We start from the raw sequence: 26,028 nt of genomic DNA, 5'->3' as shown, positions 1-26,028 counted from the left end.
GTCGCCTCGTGCAACAACCAACCCGCCGACACCTTCGGCGCCAACACCGCACCGAGCCGCTCGGCCGTCAGCCCCTCCACGACACCGTCGTCCAGCACACCAGCCGTGTGCACCACACCCGCCAACCGGCCCTCGGCTGCGATCTCGGCCACCAGCGCGCCAACCTGGTCCCGGTCGGTCACGTCGCAGGCCACCACCCGCACCGACGCACCCAACGCCGACAACCGCTCCGACAACCCGCCCGCACCCGCGGCCTCCGGGCCACGCCGCGACACCAGCACCAGCGACCGCACCCCGTGCACCGACACCAGATGCTCCGCCACCAACGCACCCAACGCACCCGTACCACCGGTCACCAACACCGCACCGCCACCCACGACCGGCGTCCCCACCGCCGTGCTGCCGGCCCGGACCAGACGCGGCGAGTACACCTCGCCCGAACGCACCGCGACCTGACCACCGTTAGTCGACGGCTCGTCGGCCGCCGCCGCCAGGACGGCGATCGTTGCGGCGTCCACGTCACCGTCGACGTCCGCCAGGACGATCCGGCCCGGGTGCTCCGACTGCGCCGAGCGCAGCAGACCCCACACCGCCGCACCCGCCAGGTCGGTCACCCGGTCGTCGGCACCGACCGACACCGCGCCCCGGGTCACCACGACCAACCGCGACTCCGCCAGGGCATCCGCCGCCAGCCAGGACTGCACGGTCGCCAGCACGGCCGTGGTCGCCGCGCGCACCGCGTCGGGGACGGCGGTCAGCGGCGCGTCGAGCGGGAGCAGCAGCACCTTCCGTGCGACCGTCCGGCCGGCGTCGACCGCCTCGGCGAGCGCCTCGACGTCGTCGTACGCCGGCAGGTCGACGGTGGCCGGCGAACCCAGCAGCGCCCACCCGGAGACGTCCCCGGCCGGGGTCACCTCCTGGGTCTGCCAGGTGAGTTCGAACAGCGAACGAGCTGCCGCGCCCGCCGCCGCCACGCCGGTCAGCTCGCGCAGGACCAGGGAGTCCACCGACACGACGGCCGCGCCCGACTCGTCGCACGCGACCAGCCGCACCGCCGACCCCGTACGCGTCAACCGCACCCGCAACATCCGCGCACCCGAGGCGTACACCTGCACACCCTCGAACGCGAACGGCACCCGCGGCCCAGCTGACTGCTCGCCACCCGGCAGCAACCCGATCGGATGCAGCGCCGCGTCCAGCAGCGCCGGGTGCACCCCGAAGCGCGCCGCCTCCGTCGCCGCCTCGTCCGGCAGGGCCACCTCGGCGTACACCTCGCCCTCGGTGGTCCACACCCGACGCAGTCCCTGGAACACCGGCCCGTACGCCAGTCCGTGCTCCGCCAGCGTCGGGTACCAGCCCGCCACGTCCACCTCGGACGCGCCGACCGGCGGCCACTCCCCCACGCCCGGCTCGTCGGCCGACGCCGGTTCCAGCACGCCCTCCGCGTGGTGGATCCACTCGGCCTCCGGGTCGCCCTCGGACTGCGAGTGCACGGCAACGACCCGGGTGCCGGCCTCGTCGGCCGCGCCGACGCGCACCTGCACCCGCACCGCACCGCCCTGCGGCAGCACCAGCGGCGCGGCCACGGTCAGCTCCCGCACCCGCGAGGTGCCGACCTCGTCGCCCGCCCGTACGGCCAGCTCCACCAGGGCCGCACCGGGCACGATCGCGACGCCGGAGACGACGTGGTCGGCGAGCCACGCGTGGGTGGCGAGCGACAGACGGCCGGTCAGCACCACCATGTCCTCGCCGGCGACGGTGACCGCCGCGCCGAGCAGCGGGTGCCCGGCCACGCCGAGGCCCGCGCCGGAGACGTCGGCGGTACGGGCCTGACCCGCCCCGAGCCAGTACCGCTGGTGCTGGAAGGCGTACGTCGGCAGGTCGATCCGGCGCGCGACGGTGTCGGTGAACCACTGCGCCCAGGTCACCGGGACGCCGTGGACGTGCAGCTCGGCCAGCGCGTGCAGCAGCGCCTGCGGGGCCGGACGGTCCCGGCGCTGGACGGCCACCGCGAGGGCGTCCTCGGCGAGCAGGTCGGCGTTCATCGCGGTCAGGACGCTCTGCGGGCCGATCTCCAGGAAGGTGTCCACGCCGGTGGCGCTCAGTGCGGCGATCCCGTCGGCGTAGCGCACCGCCTCCCGGACGTGCCGCACCCAGTACTCCGGGGTGCGGATCTCGTCGACGTCGGCGAGCGCGCCGGTCACGTTCGACAGCACCGGCAGCAGCGGCGCCCGGAACGTCAGCCCCGTCAGGACCGCGCGGAACTCGTCGAGCATCGGCTCCATCAGCGGGCTGTGGAACGCGTGGCTGACGGTGAGCCGGCGGGTACGCACACCCCGGTCCTGCCACGTCCGCTCAAGCTCGTCGAGGGCGTCCACGGCGCCGGAGAGCACCACGGCGGCGGGTCCGTTGACGGCGGCGATGCCGACGCGGTCGGCCAGTCCGGCGATGGACTCCGCCACGGCCGTCTCGTCGGCGGCCACGGCGAGCATGCCGCCGCCGGCGGGCAGCGCCTGCATCAGCCGGCCCCGCGCCGCCACCAACGCGCACGCGTCGGCCAGCGACAGCACACCGGCGACGTACGCGGCGCTCACCTCGCCGATCGAGTGACCGGCGACCACGTCGGGGACGATGCCGAACGACTCCACGAGACGGAACAGCGCCACCTCGACCGCGAACAGGCCGGCCTGCGTGAACACCGTCTGATCCAGCAACCCCGCCTCGGCGGAACCCTCGGCTGCGAACAGCACCTCCCGCAGCGGACGCGGCAGCAGCGGGTCGAGCTGCGCGCACACCTCGTCCAACGCGGCGGCGAACACCGGGAACAGGGGAGACAACTCGCGGCCCATGCCCGCGCGCTGCGCACCCTGACCGGAGAAGAGCACGGCGAGCTGCGTACGCGTCGTGCCGGTGCCGGTCACCACGGCGGCGGCCGACTCACCGGCGGCGAGAGCCCGCAGTCCGGCCAGCAGATCGTCGCGGTCCGTCGCGGTGACCACCGCGCGGTGCTCCAGGACGGCCCGGCTGACCGTCGACGACCAGCCGACGTCGGCGGGGCGCAGTTCCTCGTCGCCGGCGATCCAGCGGGCCCAGCGGTCCGCCTGTGCCGCGACGGCGGCCGCCGAGCGGGCCGACAGCAGCACCGGGGCGGGCGCCGGCCCGGCCGCGGGTTCGTCGGCGCGGGCCGGCGCGCCCTCGCCCCGGGTCGGTTCCGCCTCGGCGGGCGGCTGCTCGATGATCACGTGGGCGTTGGTGCCGCTGACTCCGAACGACGAGACCGCCGCCCGCCTGGGCCGGCCCGCCGCGGGCCAGTCGCGCGCCTCGGTGAGCAGGGAGACCGCCCCGGCGCTCCACTCGATGTGCGGGGACGGCTCGTCGACGTGCAGCGTCGACGGCAGCAGGCCGTGCCGCATCGCCATGATCATCTTGATGATGCCGGCCACCCCGGCGGCGGCCTGCGTGTGCCCGATGTTCGACTTGATCGAGCCCAGCCACAGCGGCCGGTCCTGCGGCCGGTCCTGCCCGTACGTCGCCAGCAACGCCTGCGCCTCGATCGGATCGCCCAGCGTCGTGCCCGTGCCGTGCGCCTCGACCGCGTCCACGTCGGCGGCGGTGAGGCGCGCGTTCGCCAGGGCCTGGCGGATCACCCGCTGCTGCGAGGGACCGTTCGGCGCCGTCAACCCGTTCGACGCACCGTCCTGGTTGACGGCCGACCCGCGGACCACCGCCAGGATCCGCCGGCCCTCGCGCCGGGCATCCGACAGGCGCTGCACCAGCAGCAGGCCGACGCCCTCGGACCAGCCCGTGCCGTCAGCGGAGGCGGCGAACGACTTGCAGCGCCCGTCCTGCGACAGGCCCCGCTGCCGGGAGAACTCGATGAACGTCCCCGGCGTCGCCATCACCGTCACACCACCGGCCAACGCCAGATCACACTCGCCACCCCGCAGCGCCTGCACCGCCAGGTGCAGCGCCACCAGCGACGACGAGCACGCCGTGTCGACGGTGACCGCCGGCCCCTCCAGGCCGAACGTGTACGCCACCCGGCCGGACAGCACGCTGCCGGAGGTGCCGGTGCCGAGGTAGCCGCCCACGCCCTCGGGCAGGTCCTGCACGCCGGAGGCGTAGTCGTGGTACATCAACCCGGCGAAGACGCCGGTCCGGCTCCCCCGCAGCCGCGACGGGTCGAGGCCGGCGGACTCGAACGTCTCCCAAGACGCCTCCAGCAGCAGACGCTGCTGCGGGTCCATCGCCAGGGCCTCACGCGGCGAGATGCCGAAGAAGCCGGGGTCGAACTCGGCGGCCCCGTAGAGGAAACCACCGTGCCGGGTGTACGACGTACCGGGGTTGTCCGGGTCGGGGTGGAAGAGCCGGTCGAGGTCCCAACCCCGGTCGGTGGGGAACTCGCCGATGCCGTCGGCCCCGGCGGCAACCAGGTCCCACAGTTGCTGCGGGCTCGTCACGCCACCCGGGTAGCGGCAGGCCATGCCCACGATCGCGATCGGCTCGTCGACGGTGGCCGCCCGCACGGCGTGCTGCTGGTCGGCCACCTGGCCGGACAACTGCTCGTACAGGTGCTCCGAGAGGGCGCCGGGGGTCGGGTAGTCGAAGACGAGCGTCGAGGTGAGCCGCAGCCCGGTCGCGCTGTTGATCCGGTTACGCAGCTCGACGGCGGTCAGCGAGTCGAAGCCCAGTTCCCGGAACGCCCGGTCCGCCGGCACCTGGTCGGCCCCGCCGTGGCCGAGGACCTGCGCGATCATCCCGCGGACCAGCAGGGCAACCTGCGTCCGCGCCTCCTGCGGGTCGAGCCCGGCCAGCCGGTCGACCCATGCTCCGGTGCCGGAGCGGCGGCGCTTCGCGGCCGGTCCCACCAAGGCCCGCAGCATCGGGGGTACCCGGCCCGCCGCCGTCTGTGCCCGCATGGCGGGCAGGTCGACCACGGCCGGCACGAGTGCCGCGCCGCCGTGGGACAGGGCGGCGTCCCAGAGTCCGAGCCCGACGGGGGCGGTCATCGGGACCAGACCGGTCCGGGTCACCCGGGCCCGGTCGACGTCGTTGATCGACGCGGCCATGCCGTCCGTGTCCCACATGCCCCACGCGAGGCTGATCGCGGGCAGCCCGCGCTGCGCCCGCAGCTGGGCGAGACCGTCCAGGAAGGCGTTTCCGGCCGCGTAGGCGGCCTGGCCGGGCGAGCCGAGCACCCCGGCGACGGAGGAGAAGAGCACGAAGAGGTCGAGGTCGAGCTCGGCGGTCGCCTCGTGCAGCCACCAGCCCGCCGTGACCTTCGGGGCCAGCACGTCCGCCAACCGGTCGGCGGTGATCCCGCTGACGACGCCGTCGTCCAGGACGCCGGCCGTGTGGACCACCCCGGCCAACCGGTCCTCGTCGGTGATCGCCCGGACCAGCTCGCCGACCCGGGCGCGGTCGGTCACGTCCGTGGCGACCACCCGGACGGCCGCGCCCAGCGCGGTCAGCCGCTCCGCCAGCCGGTCGGCGCCGGGGGCCGCCGGGCCCTGGCGGGACGCCAGCACCAGCGAACGCACGCCGTACGCGGTGACGAGGTGTTCGGACACCAGGGCGCCCAGCGAGCCGGTGCCGCCGGTCACCAGGACGGTCCCCCGGCCGAGGGTCGCCGGGGTGTGCGCGTCGCCGGTCGCGCGCACCAGCCGCGGCAGGTACGCCGTGCCGGCCCGCACCGCGAGCTGCCCGCCGAGGCCCGGTTCGCCGGCGGTGGCGGCGAGCAGCGCCAGCAGGTCGGCGTCCAGGTCGACGCCCGGCTCCAGGTCGGCCAGCACGATCCGGCCGGGGTGTTCCGACTGGGCCGAGCGCAGCAGGCCCCAGACCGCCGCTCCCGCCAGGTCGGTGACGCGGTCGGTCGTGCCGGTGGCCACCGCGCCACGGGTCACCACGACCAGCCGCGAGTCCGCCAGGGAATCGGCGGCCAGCCACGCCTGCACCGCGCCGAGGACGTCCGCCGTCACCGACCGCGCCGCGTCGGGCACGTCCGCCCCGGCCGCCGCCGGCGCGACGGGCAGCAGCAGCGCCGCGGGAGCGGGGGCGGTGCCGTCCGTCACCGCCGTGGCCACCGCCGCGACCTCGGCGTACGCCGGAAGCTGCGGCGCGCCGTCGAGCGGACGGTCACCGACCACGACCCAGTCGTACGCGCCGCCGGGCGCGGTGACCTGCTCGGGCTGCCAGGACACCTCGAACAGGGAGCGGTGCGCCTCGTCGGAGGGGGCCGCCATGCCGGTCAGCTCGCGCAGCGTCAGCGAGTCCACCGACACCACCGGCGCACCCGTCTCGTCGACGGCGACCAGCCGCACCGAGCTGCCGGAGGGGGTGAGGCGGACGCGGAGCGTCCGTGCCCCGACCGCGTGGACCTGCACCCCTTCGAACGCGAACGGCACCCGGGCCCCGCCGCCCGCCTCGTCGGCGGGCAGCAGCCCGACCGGGTGCAGGGCGGCGTCCAGCAGCGCCGGGTGCACCCCGAAGCCCGCCGGGTCCCCGATCACCTCGTCGGGGAGGGCGACCTCGGCGAACACCTCGCCCTCGGCGGTCCACGCCCGCCGCAGGCCCCGGAACACCGGCCCGTAGGCCAGGCCGTGCTCGGCCACCGTCGCGTACCACCCGGTCACGTCCACCTCGGACGCGCCGGGCGGCGGCCACGCGCCCAGCGTGGGCTCGTCGGCGGCGGGGGTGCCGACGAGGCCGTCGGCGTGCCGGGTCCAGCCCGACTCCGGGTCGTCCTCGGTCTGGGAGTGCACGGTCACCGAACGCGCGCCGGTCCCGTCGGCGGGACCCACCCGGACCTGCACCCGTACCCCGCCGCCGCTGGCGGGCAGCACGAGCGGGGCGAGCACGGTCAGCTCACGGACGCGGGAGGCACCGACCTCGTCGCCCGCCCGGACGACGAGGTCCACCAGGGCGGTGCCGGGCACGATCACGGCGCCGGACACGACGTGGTCGGCCAGCCACGGATGGGTCGACACCGACAGCCGACCGGTCAGCACCACCATGTCCTCGCCGGCCACCGACACCGCCGCGCCGAGCAGCGGGTGTCGCGCCACGCCGAGGCCGGCTCCCGAGACGTCGGCCGACTGGCCGGCCGGTGGCAGCCAGTACCGCTCCCGGTGGAAGGCGTACGTGGGCAGGTCGACCCGCCGCGCCCCGGTGTCGGCGAACCACGGCTGCCAGCTCACGGCAACGCCGTGCACGTGCAGCTCGGCGAGGGCGTGCAGCAGCGCCTGCGCCTCCGGCCGGTCCCGACGCTGCACCGCGACCGACAGCACGGCGTCATCCTCGGGCAGCACGTCGGCGGCCATCGCGGTCAACACGCTCTGCGGTCCGACCTCCAGGAACGTGTCGACACCCGCCTCGCGCAGGGCCATGAGCCCGTCGGCGAAGCGCACGGCCTCCCGCACGTGCCGCACCCAGTAATCGGCCGTACGGATCTCGTCGCCGGCCAGCGCACCGGTCACGTTCGACACGATCGGCAGCAACGGCGCCGCAAAGGTCAACCCGTCCAGGACCGCCCGGAACTCGTCGAGCATCGGCTCCATCAACGGACTGTGGAACGCATGACTCACCGTCAACCGGCGCGTCCGCACACCCCGCTCCCGCCAGAACCCCTCCACCTCGTCCAGCGCGTCGACCGCACCCGACACGACCACGGCCGTCGGACCGTTGACGGCAGCGATGCCGACCCGATCGCCCAGCCCGGAGATGGACTCCGCCACCGCACTCTCGTCGGCCGCCACGGCCAGCATGCCGCCACCGGCGGGCAGCGCCTGCATCAACCGACCCCGCGCCGCCACGAGCTGACACGCGTCGGCCAGCGACAACACCCCGGCGACGTACGCGGCCGTGACCTCACCGATCGAGTGACCGGCCAGCACGTCCGGCACGACCCCGAACGACTCCACCAACCGGAACAGCGCCACCTCGACCGCGAACAGGCCGGCCTGGGTGAAGACGGTCTGGTCCAGCAGCTCCGCCTCGGCGGACCCCGCCTCGGCGAACAGCACCTCCCGCAACGGACGCGGCAGCAACGGATCGAGCTGCGCGCACACCTCGCCCAGCGCGGCGGCGAACAGCGGGAACCCGGCCGACAGATCCCGGCCCATCCCGGCGCGCTGCGCACCCTGACCCGAGAACAACAGCGCGAGCTGGCCACGCTGCCCGCCCGGGCCGGTGACCGTGCCGATCGAGGGCTCGCCCGCCGCCACGGCTGCGAGGCCCGCCAGCAGCTCGTCCCGGCTCGCACCGGACACGACCGTCCGGTGCTCCAGCACGGACCGCGACGCCACCGACGACCAGGCCACGTCCAGCGGGCGCGGGGTCTCGTGCCCGTTCAGCCACGCCGCCCAGCGGTCGGCCTGCGCCGACAGCCCGGCCGCGTCCCGGGCCGAGAGCAGCACCGGCACCACCGAAGGCGTCCGCGACGGCTCGCCGACGGCGTCCGGTTCGTCCCCGCCGGTCGGCGCGGGCGGCTGTTCCAGGATCAGGTGCACGTTCGTACCGCTGATGCCGAACGACGACACGGCGGCCCGGCGCGGCCGGTCCACCGCCGGCCAGGGACGCGCCTCGGCCAGCAGGGACACCGCGCCGGCGGACCAGTCCACGTGGGGGGTCGGCTCGTCGAGGTGCAGGGTCCGCGGGAGCAGGCCGTACCGCATCGCCTGCACCATCTTGATCATGCCGGCGACACCGGCGGCGGCCTGGCTGTGGCCGATGTTGGACTTGATCGAGCCGAGCAGCAGCGGCCGGTCGGCGGGGCGACCCTGACCGTAGGTGGCCAGCAGTGCCTGCGCCTCGATCGGGTCGCCCAGCGTCGTGCCGGTGCCGTGCGCCTCGACGGCGTCCACGTCGGCCGTGGTCAGCCGGGCGTTCGCGAGGGCCTGCCGGATAACCCGCTGCTGCGCCGGCCCGTTCGGGGCGGTGAGGCCGTTGGACGCGCCGTCCTGGTTGACGGCACTGCCGGCGATCACGGCGAGCACCTGGCGGCCCTGCCGCCGGGCGTCGGAGAGCCGCTGGACCAACAGCACGCCGACCCCCTCCGACCAGCCGGTGCCGTCGGCGTCGGCGGCGAAGGACTTGCAGCGCCCGTCCGGGGCGAGGCCGCCCTGGCGGGAGAACTCGACGAAGGCCCCCGGGGTCACCATGACGGTGACGCCGCCGGCCAGCGCCATGTCGCACTCGCCGCCGCGCAGCGCCTGGGCGGCCAAATGCACCGCCACCAGGGACGACGAGCAGGCGGTGTCGACCGTGACCGCCGGGCCCTCCAGCCCGAAGGTGTACGACACCCGGCCGGAGATGACGCTGTGCGCACCGCCCGTGAGTTGGTAGCCCGCCAGCTCCGCCGGGGTGTCGGTGGTGCCGTAGCCCGACGGGGAGGCACCGACGAAGACGCCGGTACGGCTGCCGCGCAGCTCGTCCGGGTCGATGCCGGCCTGTTCCATGGCCTCCCAGGACGCCTCCAGCAGCAGGCGCTGCTGCGGGTCCATGGCGACCGCCTCGCGCGGCGAGATGCCGAAGAAGCCCGGGTCGAACGTGGTGGCGCCGTCGACGAAGCCGCCCTCCCGGGTGTGCGAGACGGGCTGTCCGTCGGCGTCGACGGCCAGCAGCCGGCCCATGTCCCAGTGCCGGTCCTCGGGGAAGCCGCTGATCCCGTCGCGCCCCGTGGCGACCAGGTTCCACAGGTCGTCCGGGTTGGCCACGCCGCCCGGGTACCGGCAGCTCATGCCGACGATGACGATCGGGTCGTCGTCCACCGGCCCGGCCGGGCCCCACGCGGTGACAGTCTCGACCTCGTGCAGGCGCAGCGTCGCCGACAGGTGGTCGGCGAGGGCGGCCGGGTTCGGGTAGTCGAAGACCAGGGTGGTGGGCAGGGTGAGCCCGGTGGCGGTGCCGAGCCGGTTACGCAGCTCGACGGCGGTCAGCGAGTCGAAGCCCAGTTCCTTGAACGCCCGGTTCGCCTTGACCAGTTCGGTGCCGGAGTGGCCGAGCACGGCGGCGGTGTGCGTACGCACGAGGTCGGTCAGGTACCGGTCCTGCTCGGCGCGGGGCAGCGTCAGCAGGTGCTGCCGCAGCCCGCCGCCGGCGGCGTCCTCCGGTTGCCCGTCGACCACGCGCAGGGCGTCGCGGGCCTCGGCGATGTCGTCGAGCAGGGGGCGGGCGCGGGCGGCGGCGAACGCGGGGGTGAACAGGGACCAGTCGACGTCCGCCACGGTCACCGACGGCACGGCCCGACCCACCGCGCTGCGCAGCGCGTACACGGCCTGGGCGGGGGACATCGGGCTGAGGCCGCGCCGGGCCAGCAGTTCCTGGCCCTCGCCGCTGGCCATGCCGCCGTCGGCCCAGGGTCCCCAGGCCACGGCGGTGGCGGCCAGGCCCCGGGCCCGGCGCCGCTCGGCGAGGGCGTCGAGGAAGGCGTTGCCGGCGGCGTACGCGGCCTGTCCGCCGCTGCCCCAGATGCCGGCGATGGAGGAGAAGAACACGAACGCGTCGAGCGGCCGGTCGCCCAGCAGCTCGTCCAGGTGCACCGCGCCGGCGATCTTGCCTTCCAGCACCTCGGCGAGCCCCGCGAGGTCGGTGTCGGCCAGCATGGCGAGCTGGCCCACCCCGGCGGCGTGCACCACCGCCGTCAGCGGCGCCTCGTCGGCGTCGACGTCGCGCAGCAGCGTCTCGACCCGGGCGCGGTCGGCCATGTCGGCGGCGACCAGGGTCACCCGGGCGCCGAGCCCGGTCAGCTCGTCGCGCAGCTCCGCCGCACCGGGGGCGCGGTCGCCCCGGCGGCTGGTCAGCACGACGTGTGCCGCCCCGTTGGCCGCCGCCCAGCGGGCCACGTGGGCGCCGAGCGCCCCGGTGCCGCCGGTGATCAGCACCGTGCCCGAGGGCTGCCAGCGCTCGACGCTGCCCACGGCGGCCGGCGTGGCACGGACCAGTCGCCGCACGAACACGCCCGAGGGCCGTACGGCGACCTGGTCCTCGTGACCGCCGCCGGTGAGGACGCCCACCAGGTGGTCCCAGTCGCTGCGGTCGGGCCTTTCCGGCAGGTCGACCAGGCCGCCCCAGAGCTGCGGGTGTTCCAGCCCGGCGACCCGGGCCAGGCCCCACAGGCCGCCCTGGGCGACGCTGCGGACCGGGTCGGTGTCCCCGGTGCCGACCGCGCCCCCGGTGACCATCCACAGCGGTGCCGCGACGTCGGCGGCGTGCAGGGCCTGCACCAGCGCCATCGTGGCGGCCGTGCCGAGCGGCACCGCCGGCCGGCCGGGGTGCGGCCGGTCCAGCAGGCCCAGCAGGGACACGATTCCGCTGAACGGGGTGTCTCCCACGGCCTCGGCCACCCGCGACGTCACGTGGTCGCGCCCGGCGAGCGGGTCCACCGCCAGCCGGGACACCTCGCCGCCGGCGGCGGTCAGCGCTCCCGCGAGCGCCTCGGCCCACTCCGTCACGGGCGCGTCGTCGGCCGGCTCGACCAGCAGCCAGCGGCCGGACGGGGTGAGCGGCGCGGGGGCGGCGGTCCGCTTCCACACCACCCGGTACGACCAGCCGTCGACGACCGCGTCCCGCAGCCGGGCCCTGCGCCAGGACGACAGGACCGGCAGGGCCGGGGCCAGGACGTCCGCCCCGTCCTCGCCGAACTGCGCGGCGAGGGCCGCCACGTCGGAGCGCTCCACGGCCGACCAGAACTCGACGTCCACCACGTCCGGGCTGACCGGGCCGGTGACGGACACCGGCATCTGCTCGGGCCAGTAGCGCTGCCGCTGGAACGCGTACGTGGGCAGGGCGACCGTGGTCGCTCCGGCGCCGGAGTAGAGGGCCGGCCAGTCGACGGGCGCCCCGTTGACGTGCAGCTCGGACAGGGCGGCGAACAGGGCCCGGGCCTCGGGACGGTCGGCACGCAGCACGGGCACCGCGATCACCGGGGTGTCGTTGTCGGCCGGTTCCTGCCCGCTCAGCATCTCCCGGGTCATGGCGGTCAGCACGCTGCGCGGGCCGATCTCCAGGAACGTGTCCACGCCGGCGGCCCGCAGCGCGGTGACCCCGTCGGCGAAGCGCACGGCCTCCCGCACGTGCCGCACCCAGTAGTCGGCGGTACGGATCTCCTCGGCTTCGGCGAGCGCGCCGGTCACGTTCGACACGACCGGCAGCGTCGGCGCGGAGAACTCCAGCCCGTCGAGGACGCTGCGGAACTCCGCGAGCATCGGCTCCATCAGCGGACTGTGGAACGCATGGCTCACCGTCAACCGACGCGTGCGCACGCCCCGTTCGCGCCAGATCCGCTCCACCTCGTCGAGGGCGTCGACGGCACCGGAGACCACGACCGACGTCGGCGCGTTGACGGCCGCGATCCCCACGTCGGCCAGGGCGTCCAGCGTGGCCAGCACGTCGGCCTCGGCGGCCGCGACGGCCAGCATCCCGCCGCCGCTGGGAAGGGCCTGCATCAGCCGGCCCCGCGCCGCGACCAGCGCCGCCGCGTCGGCCAGGGACAGCATCCCGGCCACGTGCGCGGCGGCGATCTCACCGATCGAGTGCCCGCCCACGAAGTCCGGCGTGATCCCGAACGACTCCACGAGGCGGAACAGCGCCACCTCGACGGCGAACAACCCGGCCTGGGTGAACACCGTCTGGTCCAGCAGCTCCGCCTCGGCGGAACCCTCGGGTGCGAACAGCACCTCCTTCAGCGGGCGCGGCAGCAACGGGTCCAACTGCGCGCACACCTCGTCCAACGCGGCGGCGAAGACCGGGAACCCGGCGTACAACTCCCGACCCATCCCGGCGCGCTGCGCACCCTGACCGGAGAAGAGCACCGCCAGCGTTCCCCGGTCGGCGGCCTGGCCGGCGACCACCGCGCCCGACGCCTGCCCGGCGGCGAGGGCCCGCAGGCCGGCCAGCAGATCCTCGCGGCCGGTCGCGGTGAGTACCGCGCGGTGCTCCAGCGGGGAGCGCGACACCACCGAAGACCAGCCGACGTCCACGGTGCGGAGGGCCTCGTCGGTGTCCAGCCACCGGGCCCAGCGGCCCGCCTGCGCGGTCAGCGCGGCCTCCGACCGGGCGGAGAGCAGCACGGGCACCACGGGCGGGGCGGCGGGGGCCGGGCCGGCGTCGGCGGAGGCCGTGGCGTCGGGGTCGAGGGCGGGCGGCTCTTCCAGGATGGTGTGCGCGTTGGTGCCGGAGATGCCGAACGACGAGATCGCCGCCCGCCGGGGACGGTCGGTCTCCGGCCACGGCCGGGTCTCGGTCACCAGCGACACCTCGCCGGCCGACCAGTCCACCTTGGGCGTCGGCTCGTCGACGTGCAGGGTGGACGGGACGAGCCCGTGCCGCATCGCCATCACCATCTTGATCACACCGGCCACGCCCGCGGCGGACTGACTGTGACCGATGTTCGACTTGATCGAGCCGAGCAGCAGCGGCCGGTCGGCGGGCCGGTCCCGCCCGTACGTCGCCAACAGCGCCTGCGCCTCGATCGGGTCGCCGAGGACGGTGCCGGTGCCGTGCGCCTCGACGGCGTCCACGTCGGCCGTGGTCAGCCGGGCGTTCGCGAGGGCCTGCCGGATCACCCGCTGCTGGGCGGGGCCGTTGGGCGCGGTGAGGCCGTTGGACGCGCCGTCCTGGTTGACGGCGCTGCCGCGAATGACGGCGAGGACGGGGTGCCCCTTGCGCTGGGCGTCCGACAGCCGCTCCACCAGCAGGATGCCGACGCCCTCGGACCAGCCGGTGCCGTCGGCGGCGGCGGCGAACGACTTGCACCGGCCGTCGGGGGCGAGCCCTCGCTGCCGAGAGAAGCCCACGAACGGGCCGGGGGTGGCCATGACGCACACGCCGCCGGCCAGGGCCAGGTCGAAGTCGCCCTGCCGCAGCGCCTGGCACGCCAGGTGCAGGGCGACCAGCGACGACGAGCAGGCGGTGTCGACCGTGACCGCGGGGCCCTCCAGGCCGAGGGCGTACGCGATCCGCCCGGAGACGACGCTGGTGGCCGTGCCCGTCAGCAGGTAACCCTCGTCGGTGCCCTCGGCCTCGCTCTGCGGGCCCATGCCGTAGCCGTTGGCGGCGGTGCCGACGAAGACGCCGACCTTCTGCCCGCGCATCGACGCGGGCGCGATCCCGGCGTGCTCGAACGCCTCCCACGACGTCTCCAGCAGCAGCCGCTGCTGGGGATCCATCGCCACGGCCTCGCGCGGCGAGATGCCGAAGAACTCGGCGTCGAAGTCGGCCGCGTCGTAGAGGAAGCCGCCCTCGCGGGTGGTGGAGCGGCCGGCCCGGTCGGCGTCCGGGTCGTACAGGTTGTCCAGGTCCCAGCCGCGGTCCGTCGGGAAGCCGCCGATCGCGTCACCGCCGGAGGCCACCAGGTCCCAGAGCTGCTCGGGACTGGCGACGCCGCCCGGGTAGCGGCAGGACATCGCGACGATCGCGATCGGCTCCCGGGCGGCGGCGGTCAGCTGCTGGTTGAGCTGGCGGAGGCGACCCGTCTCCTTGAGCGACGCGCGAAGCGCCTCGACGACCTTGTCTGCGGACGTAGACATCATCAGCTCCGTACTGGGGACGACGGTCAGGAATCGGTGCCGTCAAGCGCCAGCCTGACGAGGGTGTCGGTGTCGAGCTCGTCGAGATCCAGGGCCTCGTCGGTGGACTCGTCACCGGCACCGCCGTCGGCGTCGGTGAGGTTGAGCAGCAGGTCCAGCAGCCCGGCCTCGCGGAGGCGGGCCAGCGGGATCGCCGCGAGCGCCTGCCGGACGGCCGCCTCCGCCGGGTCGCCGTCATCCGCCTGTGCCCCCTCGGGCACCAGGCCGTCGAGCAGGTTCTCGGCGAGCACGGCCGGGTTCGGGTAGTCGAAGACGAGGGTCGCCGGCAGCGACAGGCCGGTGGCTCCGGTCAGCCGGTTGCGCAGCTCGACCGCCGTCAACGAGTCGAACCCGAGTTCCTTGAAGGCGCGCTGGGGCTTGACCCGGTCCGTGCCCGGGTGACCGAGCACGGCGGAGGCGTGGGTACGGACCAGGTCGACCAGGTGCCGGACCCGCTCGGGGCGGGGCAGGGTGAGCAGGTGCTCCCGGAGGGCGTCGGTGGCCCCGCCCGGCTGCTGCTGCCCGGGACGGGCGTGCAGCGCCTCCCGGGCCTCGGCGATGTCGTCGAGCAGCGGGCGGGGACGGGCCGAGGCGTACGCCGGGGCGAAGACCGCCCAGTCGACGTCCACCACGGTCAGCGCCGCCCGCGGCAGGCCCACGGCGTACCGCATGGCGTGCACGGCGTCGGCCGGTGCCATCGCGGTCAGGCCGCGCCGGGCCAGCAGCTGCTGGGCCTCGCCGCTGGCCATGCCGCCGTCGGCCCACGGCCCCCAGGCCACGGACGTCGCCGGCAGGCCCCGTCCGCGACGCTGCTCCGCCAGCGCGTCGAGGAAGGCGTTGCCCGCGGCGTAGGCGGACTGCCCGCCGCTGCCCCACACCCCGGCGATGGAGGCGAACAGCACGAACGCGTCCAACGGCCGATCGCCGAGCAGGGCGTCCAGGTGCAGCGCGCCGGCGACCTTGCCGTCGAGCACGCCGGCGAACGTGGCCAGGTCGGTGTCGGCGATCAGGCCGGACTCGCCGGCGCCCGCCGCGTGGACCACGGCCGTCAACGGCGCGGGGTCCTCGTCCAGCCGGGCCAGCAGTGCCGCGACCTGCTCGCGGTCGGCCACGTCGCAGGCGACGACCGAGGCGCGGACACCCTGCCCGGTCAGCTCCTCGCGCAGCTCCGCCGCCCCCGGGGCGCGTTCGCCCCGGCGGCTGGTCAGCACGACGTGCGCGGCGCCGTTGGCCGCCGCCCACCGGGCCACGTGGGCGCCCAGGGCGCCGGTGCCGCCGGTGACGAGCACCGTGCCTGACGGCCGCCACCGCTCCGCCGTGTCGGGGGCGGCGGGTGCCGGGCGGACCAGGCGACGCACGAACACCCCGGAGGGGCGTACGGCCAACTGGTCCTCGTCGCCGGCGCCGGTCACCACCCGCGCCAGCCGGTGCCACGCCGTCGCGTCGGCCTGCTCGGGCAGGTCCACCAGTCCACCCCAGAGCTGGGGGTGTTCCAGGCCCGCCACGAGCCCCAGGCCCCAGAGCCCGCTCTGCGCGACGCCGTGCACCGGATCCCCGTCGCCGGTGCTGACGGCGCCCTGGGTCAGGCACCACAGCCGGGTCGTCGCCCCGGTGTCGTGCAGGGCCTGGAGCAGCAGCAGCGTGGCCGCCGTCCCGACCGGCACGGCCGGGTGGGCGGGGTGCGGCTGGTCGCGGAGGCCGAGCAGGGAGAGCACACCGGTGACGGGCCCGTCGGCCAGCGCGTCGGCCAGCCGTCGGGCGAGGTCCGCCCGGTCGGTGCCGACCGGGTCGACGGTGAGCCGGACCACGTCGGCGCCGACCTCGGCGAGGGCCTTGGTGACCGCCTCCGCCCGGGTGCCGTCCGCCAGGTCGTCCTGCGCGGTCACGAGCAGCCACACGCCGGGCCGCGCCGGGTCGGCGGTGATGTCGGTCCGCTTCCACCCGACCCGGTACGACCACTCGTCCAGGACCGCCCGCCGCGTGCGCGCGCGGTGCCAGGTCGACAGGACCGGCAGGGCCGGGGTGAGGGCGGCCAGGGCGCCTTCGTCGCCGAACTGCGCGGCGAGGGCGCTCAGGTCGCCACGTTCGACGGCGGTCCAGAAGTCGGCGTCGCCGCTGTGAGTCGCCGTCTGTCGTGGCCGGCTGGCCGGCTCGGGCCAGTACCGCTCCCGGTGGAAGGCGTACGTGGGCAGGTCCACCCGCCGCGCGCCGGTCTCGGCGAACCACTGCTGCCAACCCACCGGCACCCCGCGCACATGCAGTTCCGCCAAAGCGTGCAGCAGGGCGTGCGCCTCCGGCCGCTCCTTGCGCTGCACCGCCACCGCCAGCACGGCGTCGTCGGCCGGCAGCACGTCGGCCGCCATCGCGGTCAGTACGCTCTGCGGGCCCACCTCGACGAACGTGTCCACCCCGGCAGCCCTCAGCGCCGTGATCCCGTCGGCGAAACGCACCGCCTCCCGGACATGCCGCACCCAGTACCCGGGCGTACGGATCTCGTCGGAATCGGCCAACGCCCCCGTCACGTTCGACACGATCGGCACCAACGGCGCCGCGAACGTCAACCCGTCGAGGACCGCGCGGAACTCGGCCAGCATCGGCTCCATCAACGGACTGTGGAACGCGTGGCTCACGGTCAGGCGGCGCGTCCGTGCACCCCGGTCCCGCCACACCCGCTCCACCTCGTCCAGCGCGTCGACGGCACCCGACACGACCACCGAGGTCGGCCCGTTGACGGCGGCAATACCGACCCGCTCGCCCAGACCCGCGATCGACTCGACCACCGCCGCCTCGTCGGCCGCCACCGCCAGCATCCCGCCACCCGCGGGCAGCGCCTGCATCAACCGACCCCGCGCCGCCACGAGCGCGCACGCGTCGGACAGGGACAGCACGCCCGCCACGTGCGCCGCCGTGACCTCGCCGATCGAATGACCGGCCAACATGTCCGGCACGACCCCGAACGACTCCACCAACCGGAACAGCGCCACCTCGACCGCGAACAAACCGGCCTGCGTGAACACCGTCTGATCCAGCAACCCCGCCTCGGCGGAACCCTCGGCTGCGAACAACACCTCCCGCAACGGACGCGGCAACAGCGGATCGAGCTGCGCGCACACCTCATCAAGCGCGGCGGCGAACACCGGGAACCCGGCCGACAACTCCCGGCCCATGCCGGCACGCTGCGCACCCTGACCCGAGAACAACAACGCGAGCTGGCCGCCGGCGGCGACCGAGCCGGTCACGACGGCCCCGGAGGGCTCCCCCGCCGCCACGGCCGCGAGGCCCGCCAGCACCTCGTCGCCGCTCGTACCCGACACGACCGCCCGGTACTCCAACGCCGAGCGCGACACCACGGACGACCACGCCACGTCCACCGGACGTCGCTGCCCGTCCGTCGACAGCCAGCGCGCCCACCGGCCCGCCTGGGTGGCCAGCGCGGCGGCGTCGCGGGCCGAGAGCAGCACCGGCACCACCGGCGCAGCGTCGCGGGTGACGATCTCGCCCTCGACCGGCTCGGTCGGCGGCTGCTCGATGATCACGTGCGCGTTCGTGCCGGAGATGCCGAACGACGACACCGCCGCCCGGCGCGGCCGGTCCACCTGCGGCCACGGGGTGGGCTCGGTCGCCAGCGCCACCGCCCCGGCCGCCCAGTCGATGTGCGGGGACGGCTCGTCCACGTGCAGGGTCGGCGGGACGAGACCGTGCCGCATCGCCATGATCATCTTGATCACGCCGGCCACGCCGGCCGCCGCCTGGGCATGGCCGATGTTCGACTTGATGGAGCCGAGCCACAGCGGCTCCCGGCCCTGCCGGTCCTGGCCGTAGGTGGCCAGCACGGCCTGCGCCTCGATCGGGTCGCCGAGCGTCGTTCCCGTGCCGTGCGCCTCGACCACGTCGACGTCGGCGGTGGTGAGTCGCGCCGACGCGAGCGCCTGGCGGATCACCCGCTGCTGCGACGGGCCGTTCGGCGCCGTCAGCCCGTTCGACGCGCCGTCCTGGTTGACGGCGCTGCCGCGTACCACGGCCAGGATGCGGCGGCCCTCGCGGCGCGCGTCGGTCAGGCGCTGCACGAGCAGCACCCCGACGCCCTCGGACCAGCCGGTGCCGTCGGCCGACGCCGCGAACGACCTGCACCGGCCGTCGGGCGACAGGCCCCGCTGCCGGGAGAACTCCACGAACGTCCCCGGCGTCGCCATCACGGTCACACCGCCGGCCAGCGCGAGATCGCACTCACCGCTGCGCAGCGCCTGCACCGCCAGGTGCAGCGCCACCAGCGACGACGAACACGCCGTGTCGACGGTGACCGCCGGGCCTTCCAGGCCGAACGTGTACGCCACCCGGCCCGAGAGCACGCTGCCCGAGTTGCCGGTGCCGATGTAGCCCTCGACCTCGGGCGTCTCCATCAGCCGCGTCGAGTAGTCGTGGTAGATGACGCCCGCGAACACGCCGGTCCGGCTGCCCCGTAGGCCCGTCGGGTCCAGGCCCGCCGACTCGAACGTCTCCCACGAGGCCTCCAGCAGCAGGCGGTGCTGCGGATCCATCGCGAGGGCCTCGCGCGGCGAGATGCCGAAGAAGCCGGAGTCGAACTCCGCCGCCCCGTACAGGAAGCCGCCCTGCCGGGTGTACGAGGTGCCGGCGTGGTCGGGATCCGGGTCGTACAGCGACTCCAGGTTCCAGCCCCGGTCGGCCGGGAACTCCCCGATCCCCTCCCCGCCGGTGCTGACCAGCTTCCACAGCTCGTCGGGAGACTCCACCCCGCCGGGGTAGCGGCAGGCCATGCCGACGATCGCGATCGCCTCGTCGGCGTCACCGGCCGTCGGCTCGTCGGAGGCGACGGCGCCGGGCCGGGTGCCGGCGAGTTCCGCGTACACGTGGGCCGCCAGGACCTGCGGGGACGGGTAGTCGAAGACCAGGGTCGAGGTGAGGCGCAGGCCGGTCGCGCCGTTGACCCGGTTGCGCAGCTCGACGGCGGTCAGCGAGTCGAAGCCCAGGTCCTTGAACGCCCGGTCCGCCGGCACCGCCTCGGCGCCGCCGTGGCCGAGCACCTGCGCGACCAGGCCCCGCACCAGCTGGTCGACCTGCGCGAGGCCGGCCTCGGCGCCGAGGCCGGCGAGCCGGTCGGCCCAGCCGCCGGCGCCCTGCCCGGCGCGGCGGCGGGTCGTCGCCACGTCGACCAGGTTGCGCAGCATCGGCGGTACGACCGCACCGGAGGCCGCCGCCCGCAGCGCGGGTACGTCGATCACTGCCGGCACCAGCACCGCCCGACCGGCTCCCACCGCGGCGTCGAACAGCTCCAGCCCGGTGCGGGCGTTCATCGGCCGGAGTCCGGCGCGCGCCGTCCGGGCCCGGTCGTTGCCGCCGACCGTGGCGGCCATGCCGGCGGTGTCCCACATCCCCCACGCGAGGCTCACCGCCGGCAACCCGAGCTGCCGCCGGTACACCGCAAGCCCGTCCAAAAACGCGTTACCCGCCGCGTACGCCGACTGACCCGGCGAACCCAACACCCCCGCCACCGACGAGAACACCACGAACAGATCCAGATCCAGGGACGCCGTCGCCTCGTGCAGCAGCCAACCCGCCGACACCTTCGGCGCCAACACCCCCGCCAGACGCTCGTCGGTGACCCGCTCGATCACGCCGTCGTCCAACACACCGGCGGTGTGCACCACACCCGCCAACCGGCCCTCGGCGCCGATGTCGGCCACCAGCGCGGACACCTGCTCCCGGTCCGTCACGTCGCACGCGACGATCCGCACGGCGGCGCCAAGCGCCGTCAGCCGCTCCGACAGCTCCCCCGCGCCGGCGGCCTCCGGGCCACGCCGCGACACCAGCACGAGAGAGCGCACGCCGTGCGCCGACACCAGGTGCTCCGCCACCAACGCGCCCAGCGCGCCCGTACCGCCGGTCACCAGCACCGTGCCGTCACCCACGGCCGGCACCTCTGCCGCCGTCGGGGCGACCGCGCGCACCAGGCGCGGCACGAACACCTCGCCCGAGCGGACGGCCAGCTGGCCGCCGGCCGGGTCCGCGGCGAACCGGGCCAGGATGCCGAGCACGCCGGGGTTCATCGCGTCGCCGACGTCGGCCAGGACGATGCGGCCCGGGTGCTCCGACTGCGCGGAGCGCAGCAGGCCCCACACGGCCGCGGCCGCCAGGTCGGTCACCCGGTCCTCGTCGCGGACGGCCACCGCGCCCCGGGTCACCACCACGAGCTTCGAGTCCGCCAGCGCGTCGACGGCCAGCCACGCCCGCACCAGGCCCAGCACGTCGGCGGTCACCGCGCGTACGGCCTGCGCCGGGTCGGCATCGTCGGCGCTCGACGCGGCCGGCGTGAACAGCAGCAGGCGCGGCGGCGCGATGCCGGCGTCGATCGCGGCCCGCAGCTGCCTGATCGTCTCGGCGGAGGGACCGCCGGGGACGCCCGGCAGGGCCGGCCCGCCCAGCACCGCCCAGCCCGACGCGTCGTCGACCGGTTCGGCCTCCTCGGCCTGCCAGACCACCTCGAACAGCGAGCGCGACGCCGCGCTCGCGGCGGCCACGCCGGTCAGCTCCCGCAGGACGAGGGCGTCCACCGACACCACCGGGGCGCCCGCCTCGTCGGAGGCGGTCAGCCGCACCCCGGAGCCGTTGCGGGTCAGCCGCACCCGCAGCAGTCCGGCACCCGAGGCGTGCACCTGCACACCCTCGAAGGCGAACGGCACGCGGGGCCGGCCCGACTCCTCCGAGCCGGGCAGCAGCCCGATCGGGTGCAGGGCCGCGTCAAGCAGCGCAGGGTGCACGCCGAAGCGCGCGGCCTCCGTCGCCGCCTCGTCCGGCAGGACCACCTCGGCGTACACGCCGTCCTCGGCGGTCCACACCCGACGCAGTCCCTGGAACGCCGGCCCGTACGCCAGGCCGTGTTCGAGCAGCGCCGGGTACCAGCCGACCAGGTCCACCTCGGTGGCGCCCGGGGGCGGCCAGGCGGCGGTCCGCGGCTCGTCGGCCGTCGCGGGTTCGAGCACGCCCTCCGCGTGCCGGGTCCAGCCCGCCTCGGGGTCGTCGTCGGGGCGGGAGTAGACGGCGACGGGGCGCTGCGGCGACTCCGACGCGGACACCCGGACCTGGATCCGTACGGCGCCGGAGTCGGGCAGCACCAGCGGCACCAGCACCGTCAGGTCGCGCAGCCGGGGCAGGTCCGCCTCGTCTCCGGCGCGTACGGCCAGCTCCACCAGCGCCGTGCCCGGGACCAGCGTCACGCCGGAGACCACGTGGTCGGCCAGCCAGGGGTGCGTGGTCAGCGAGATCCGGCCGGTCAGCACGACCTCGTCGTCGCCGGCCAGGTCCACCGCCGCGCCGAGCAGCCCGTGCTCCGCCACGCCGAGCCCGGCACCGCTGACGTCTCCGGCCCGCAGCCGGCCCACGGCCGGCCAGAAGCGCTGCCGCTGGAACGGGTACGTCGGCAGATCGACCGGGCGGGTCGCGCCCGGCAGGAGGGCCGTCCAGGTGACCGGCACGCCGTGGGCGTAGAGCTCCGCCAGGGCATGGACCAGCGACGCCGGTTCGGGCCGGCCGGGGCGCAGGGTCGCCACGACCGTCGCCGACGGTGCGGCCCCGTCGTCCGGCAGGCAGGCGCCCACCATGCCGGCGAGCACCGCGTCGGGGCCCAGTTCGAGGAACGTACGGACGTTGCGCTCGCGGAGGCTGGCGACCCCGTCGGCGAACCGGACCGTCTCCCGGACGTGCCGGACCCAGTAGGCGGGCGTGCCGATCTCGTCGGGGTCAGCGACCTGGCCGGTCAGGTTCGACACGATCGGCAGGACGGGCCAGTGGAACGTCAGCCCCGTCAGGACCGCGCGGAACTCGTCGAGCATCGGCTCCATCAGCGGGCTGTGGAACGCGTGGCTGACGGTGAGCCGGCGGGTGCGCACGCCCCGCTCCCGCCAGGTCAGCTCCAGCCCGTCGAGCGCCTCGACGTCCCCGGAGACCACCACGGCGCTCGGGGCGTTCACCGCCGCGACGCCGACCCGGTCGGTCAGGTCCGCGATCGACTCGGCGACCGCGTCCTCGGCGGCCGCCACGGCGAGCATGCCGCCGCCGGCCGGCAGCGCCTGCATCAGCCGGCCCCGCGCCGCGACCAGCACGCACGCGTCGGCGAGGCTGAACAGGCCGGCGACGTGGGCGGCGGCCACCTCGCCGATGGAGTGCCCGGCCACCAGGTCCGGCACCACCCCGAGCGACTCCACCAGCCGGAACAGGGCCACCTCGACGGCGAACAACCCGGCCTGGGTGAACACCGTCTGGTCCAACAACTCCGCCTCCGGCGTACCCGCCCCGGCGAACAGCACCTCCCGCAACGCGCGCGGCAGCAGCGGATCGAGATGCCCGCACACCTCGTCCAGCGCGGCGGCGAACACCGGGAACGCCCCGTACAACTCCCGACCCATGGCGGCGCGCTGCGCACCCTGACCGGAGAAGAGGACGGCGGTGCGCCCGCTGCGGGCGACCCCGCGCACGACGGCGGCCGAGGGCTCGTCGTCGGCCAGCGCGCCGAGGGCGGCGAACAGTCCGTCGCGGTCGCCGGGCAGCAGCACCGCGCGGTGTTCGAACGCGGTCCGGCCGGTGGCGAGCGCCCGGCCGACGTCGGCGACGGCCAGGTCCGGCTGGTCGTCGACCAGGTCCCGCAGCCGACGCGCCTGCGCGCGCAGCGCGGCGTCGTCGCGCGCCGTGAGGACGCAGGCGACGAGGTCGTCCGGTACGCCCGTGGCGGGCGGTTCGGCCTGTGCCGGGGCGGACTCCGGGGCCTGCTCGATGATGGTGTGCGCGTTGGTGCCGCTGATGCCGAACGACGACACCGCCGCGCGGCGGGGCCGGTCGGTGGCGGGCCACGGCCGTGCCTCGGTGAGCAGGGCGACCGATCCGGCCGTCCAGTCGATGTGCGGGGACGGCTTCTCGGCGTGCAGGGTCGGCGGCAGCATGCCGTGCCGCATCGCCAGCACCATCTTGATCACGCCGGCGACGCCGGCCGCCGCCTGGGCGTGGCCGATGTTCGACTTGACCGATCCCAGCCACAGCGGCCGGTCCTGCGGCCGGCCCTGTCCGTACGTGGCCAGCAGCGCCTGCGCCTCGATCGGGTCGCCGAGGGCGGTGCCGGTGCCGTGCGCCTCGACGGCGTCCACGTCGGTCGTGGCGAGCCGGGCGTTGGCGAGCGCCTGCCGGATCACCCGCTGCTGGGCGGGGCCGTTCGGCGCGGTCAGGCCGCTGCTGGCGCCGTCCTGGTTCACCGCGCTGCCGCGGACGACGGCGAGGACGCGGTGGCCGTTGCGCTGCGCGTCGGAAAGGCGCTCCAGCAGGAGCATGCCGACGCCCTCGGCGAAGCCGGTGCCGTCGGCGCCCGCGCCGAACGCCTTGCACCGCCCGTCGGCCGACAGGCCGCGCTGGCGGGAGAACTCGGTGAGCATGCCGGGGGTGGACATGACGCTCACCCCGCCGGCGAGGGCGAGCCGGCACTCGTCCTGCCGCAGCGCCTGGGTGGCCAGGTGCAGGGCCACCAGCGACGACGAGCAGGCGGTGTCGACGGTGACGGCGGGGCCCTCCAGGCCGAACAGGTACGAGATCCGGCCGGAGGCGACGCTGCCGGCGCTGCCGTTGCCGACGTGGCCGTCCAGTTCGTCGGTGGTGTCGGCGGCCTGGGAGGCGTAGTCGTGGTAGATGAGCCCGACGTAGACGCCGGTGCTGCTGCCCCGCGCCGAGTGGGGGTCGATCCCGGCGCGTTCGAAGGCCTCCCAGGACGTCTCCAGCAACAGGCGCTGCTGTGGGTCCATCGCGAGGGCCTCCCGGGGGGAGATCCCGAAGAAGGCGGCGTCGAACTGGGCGGCGTCGTGCAGGAAGCCGCCCTGGCGCGGTACGGCGCCACCGTCCTCGCCGCCGACGCGCAGGTCGTCCAGGTTCCAGCCCCGGTCGGTGGGGAAGGGCGAGATGACGTCGGCGCCGGCGGTGACCACGTCCCAGAGCTGCTCGGGGGTCTGCACGTCGCCGGGGAAGCGGCAGGCCATGCCGATGATGGCGATCGGCTCGTCGAGGGCGGCGGCGGTGCCGACCGCGGCGGGCCGGTCCACGGCCGCCGCGCCGCCGAGTTCCCGGTCGAGGAACTCGGCGAGCACCACCGGGGTGGGGTAGTCGAACGCCACGGTCGCGGGCAGCCGCAACCCGGTCGCGGCGGCGAGCCGGTTGCGCAGCTCCACGGAGGTGAGCGAGTCGAAGCCCAGTTCCTTGAAGGCGCGCTGGGCGTCGACGCTCTCCGCCGAGCGGTGCCCGAGCACGGCCGCCACGCTGCTGGCCACCAGGTCGAGCAGGTGCCCGCGCCGCTCCGCCGGGCTGAGCGACGCCAACCGGTCCCGCACGGAAGCGGTGTCCGCCGGGCCGCGGCCCACCGCGCGGCGGGCCGGGCCGCCGGCCCGGACCACGTCACGCAGCAGGCTTGGCACGGTCTGGCCGGTCGGCCGCGCCGCCGCCGGCGGCAGGTTCATGAGGACGAGGTGAGCGGTGCCGCGCTGCCGCGCCAGCTCGTACAGCGCCAGGCCCTGCTGGTCGGTCAGCGGGGCGCTGGTGGCGCGGATCGCCTTGCGGTGCTCGGTGCCGCCCAGGTGGGCGGTCATGGCGCTGCTGGTGGCCCACAGTCCCCAGGCGAGGCTGGTGGCGGGCAGGCCCTGCTCGCGGCGGTGCCGGGCGAGGGCGTCGAGGAAGGCGTTGGCCGCCGCGTAGTTGGCCTGTCCCGGGGAGCCGAGGGTGGCCGCCACCGAGGAGAACAGCACGAACGCGGCCAGGTCCAGGTGCCGGGTGGCCTCGTGCAGCGCCCATCCGGCGTCCACCTTGGGCGTCAGCACGGCGTGCAGCGCCCGCTCGTCGAGCGAGCCGATCGTCGCGTCGGCGATCACGCCGGCGGTGTGCACCACCGCGGTCAGCGGGTGGGCGGGCTCCACCAGTTCCAGCAGCCGGGTCACCTGTGCGGGGTCGGCCACGTCGGCGGTGCCGACGGTGACCCGGGCGCCCGCGCGGGTCAGCTCCTCGACCAGGTCCCGGTACTGCTCCGGTCCACGCCGGGCGGCCAGCAGCAGGTGCCGGGCCTGGCCGGTGGTGACGAGGTGCCGGGCGAACACGCCGGCGAGGGCGCCGCCGGCGCCGGTGATCAGCACGGTGCCGTCCGGGTCGGCGGGCGCGGGCACCCGCAGGACGACCTTGCCGATGTGCCGGGCCTGGCTGATGTGCCGCAGCGCCTGCCGGGCCTGGCGCACGTCCCACGCCCGTACGGGCAGCGGGCGCAGCGCGCCCTGCGCGAAGAGGGCGAGGATCTCCGTCAGCATCTCGCCGATGCGCCGGTGGCCGGCCTCGTTGAGGTCGAACGCGCGGTACGTGACGCCCGGGTGTTCGGCGGCGACCGCGTCCGGGTCGCGCAGGTCGGCCTTGCCCATCTCCACGAACCGGCCGCCGC

2 protein-coding genes are annotated in these 26,028 nt (G+C 75.6%); both read right to left on the bottom strand.

Features of this window, described 5'->3' with window-relative positions:
* A partial coding sequence (locus tag V6V16_RS24815; RefSeq protein WP_334565768.1) for a type I polyketide synthase occupies positions 1–14,525 on the bottom strand: 14,525 nt, incomplete at its 3' end.
* A gap of 26 nt (positions 14,526–14,551) precedes the next feature.
* Positions 14,552–26,028: type I polyketide synthase (locus V6V16_RS24810; protein ID WP_334565765.1), on the bottom strand; the 11,477-nt coding region annotated here is incomplete at its 5' end.

The organism is Micromonospora sp. CPCC 205561 (assembly GCF_036906775.1).
Classification (GTDB): domain Bacteria; phylum Actinomycetota; class Actinomycetes; order Mycobacteriales; family Micromonosporaceae; genus Micromonospora.
This window is presented reverse-complemented; position numbering and strand designations above follow the sequence as displayed.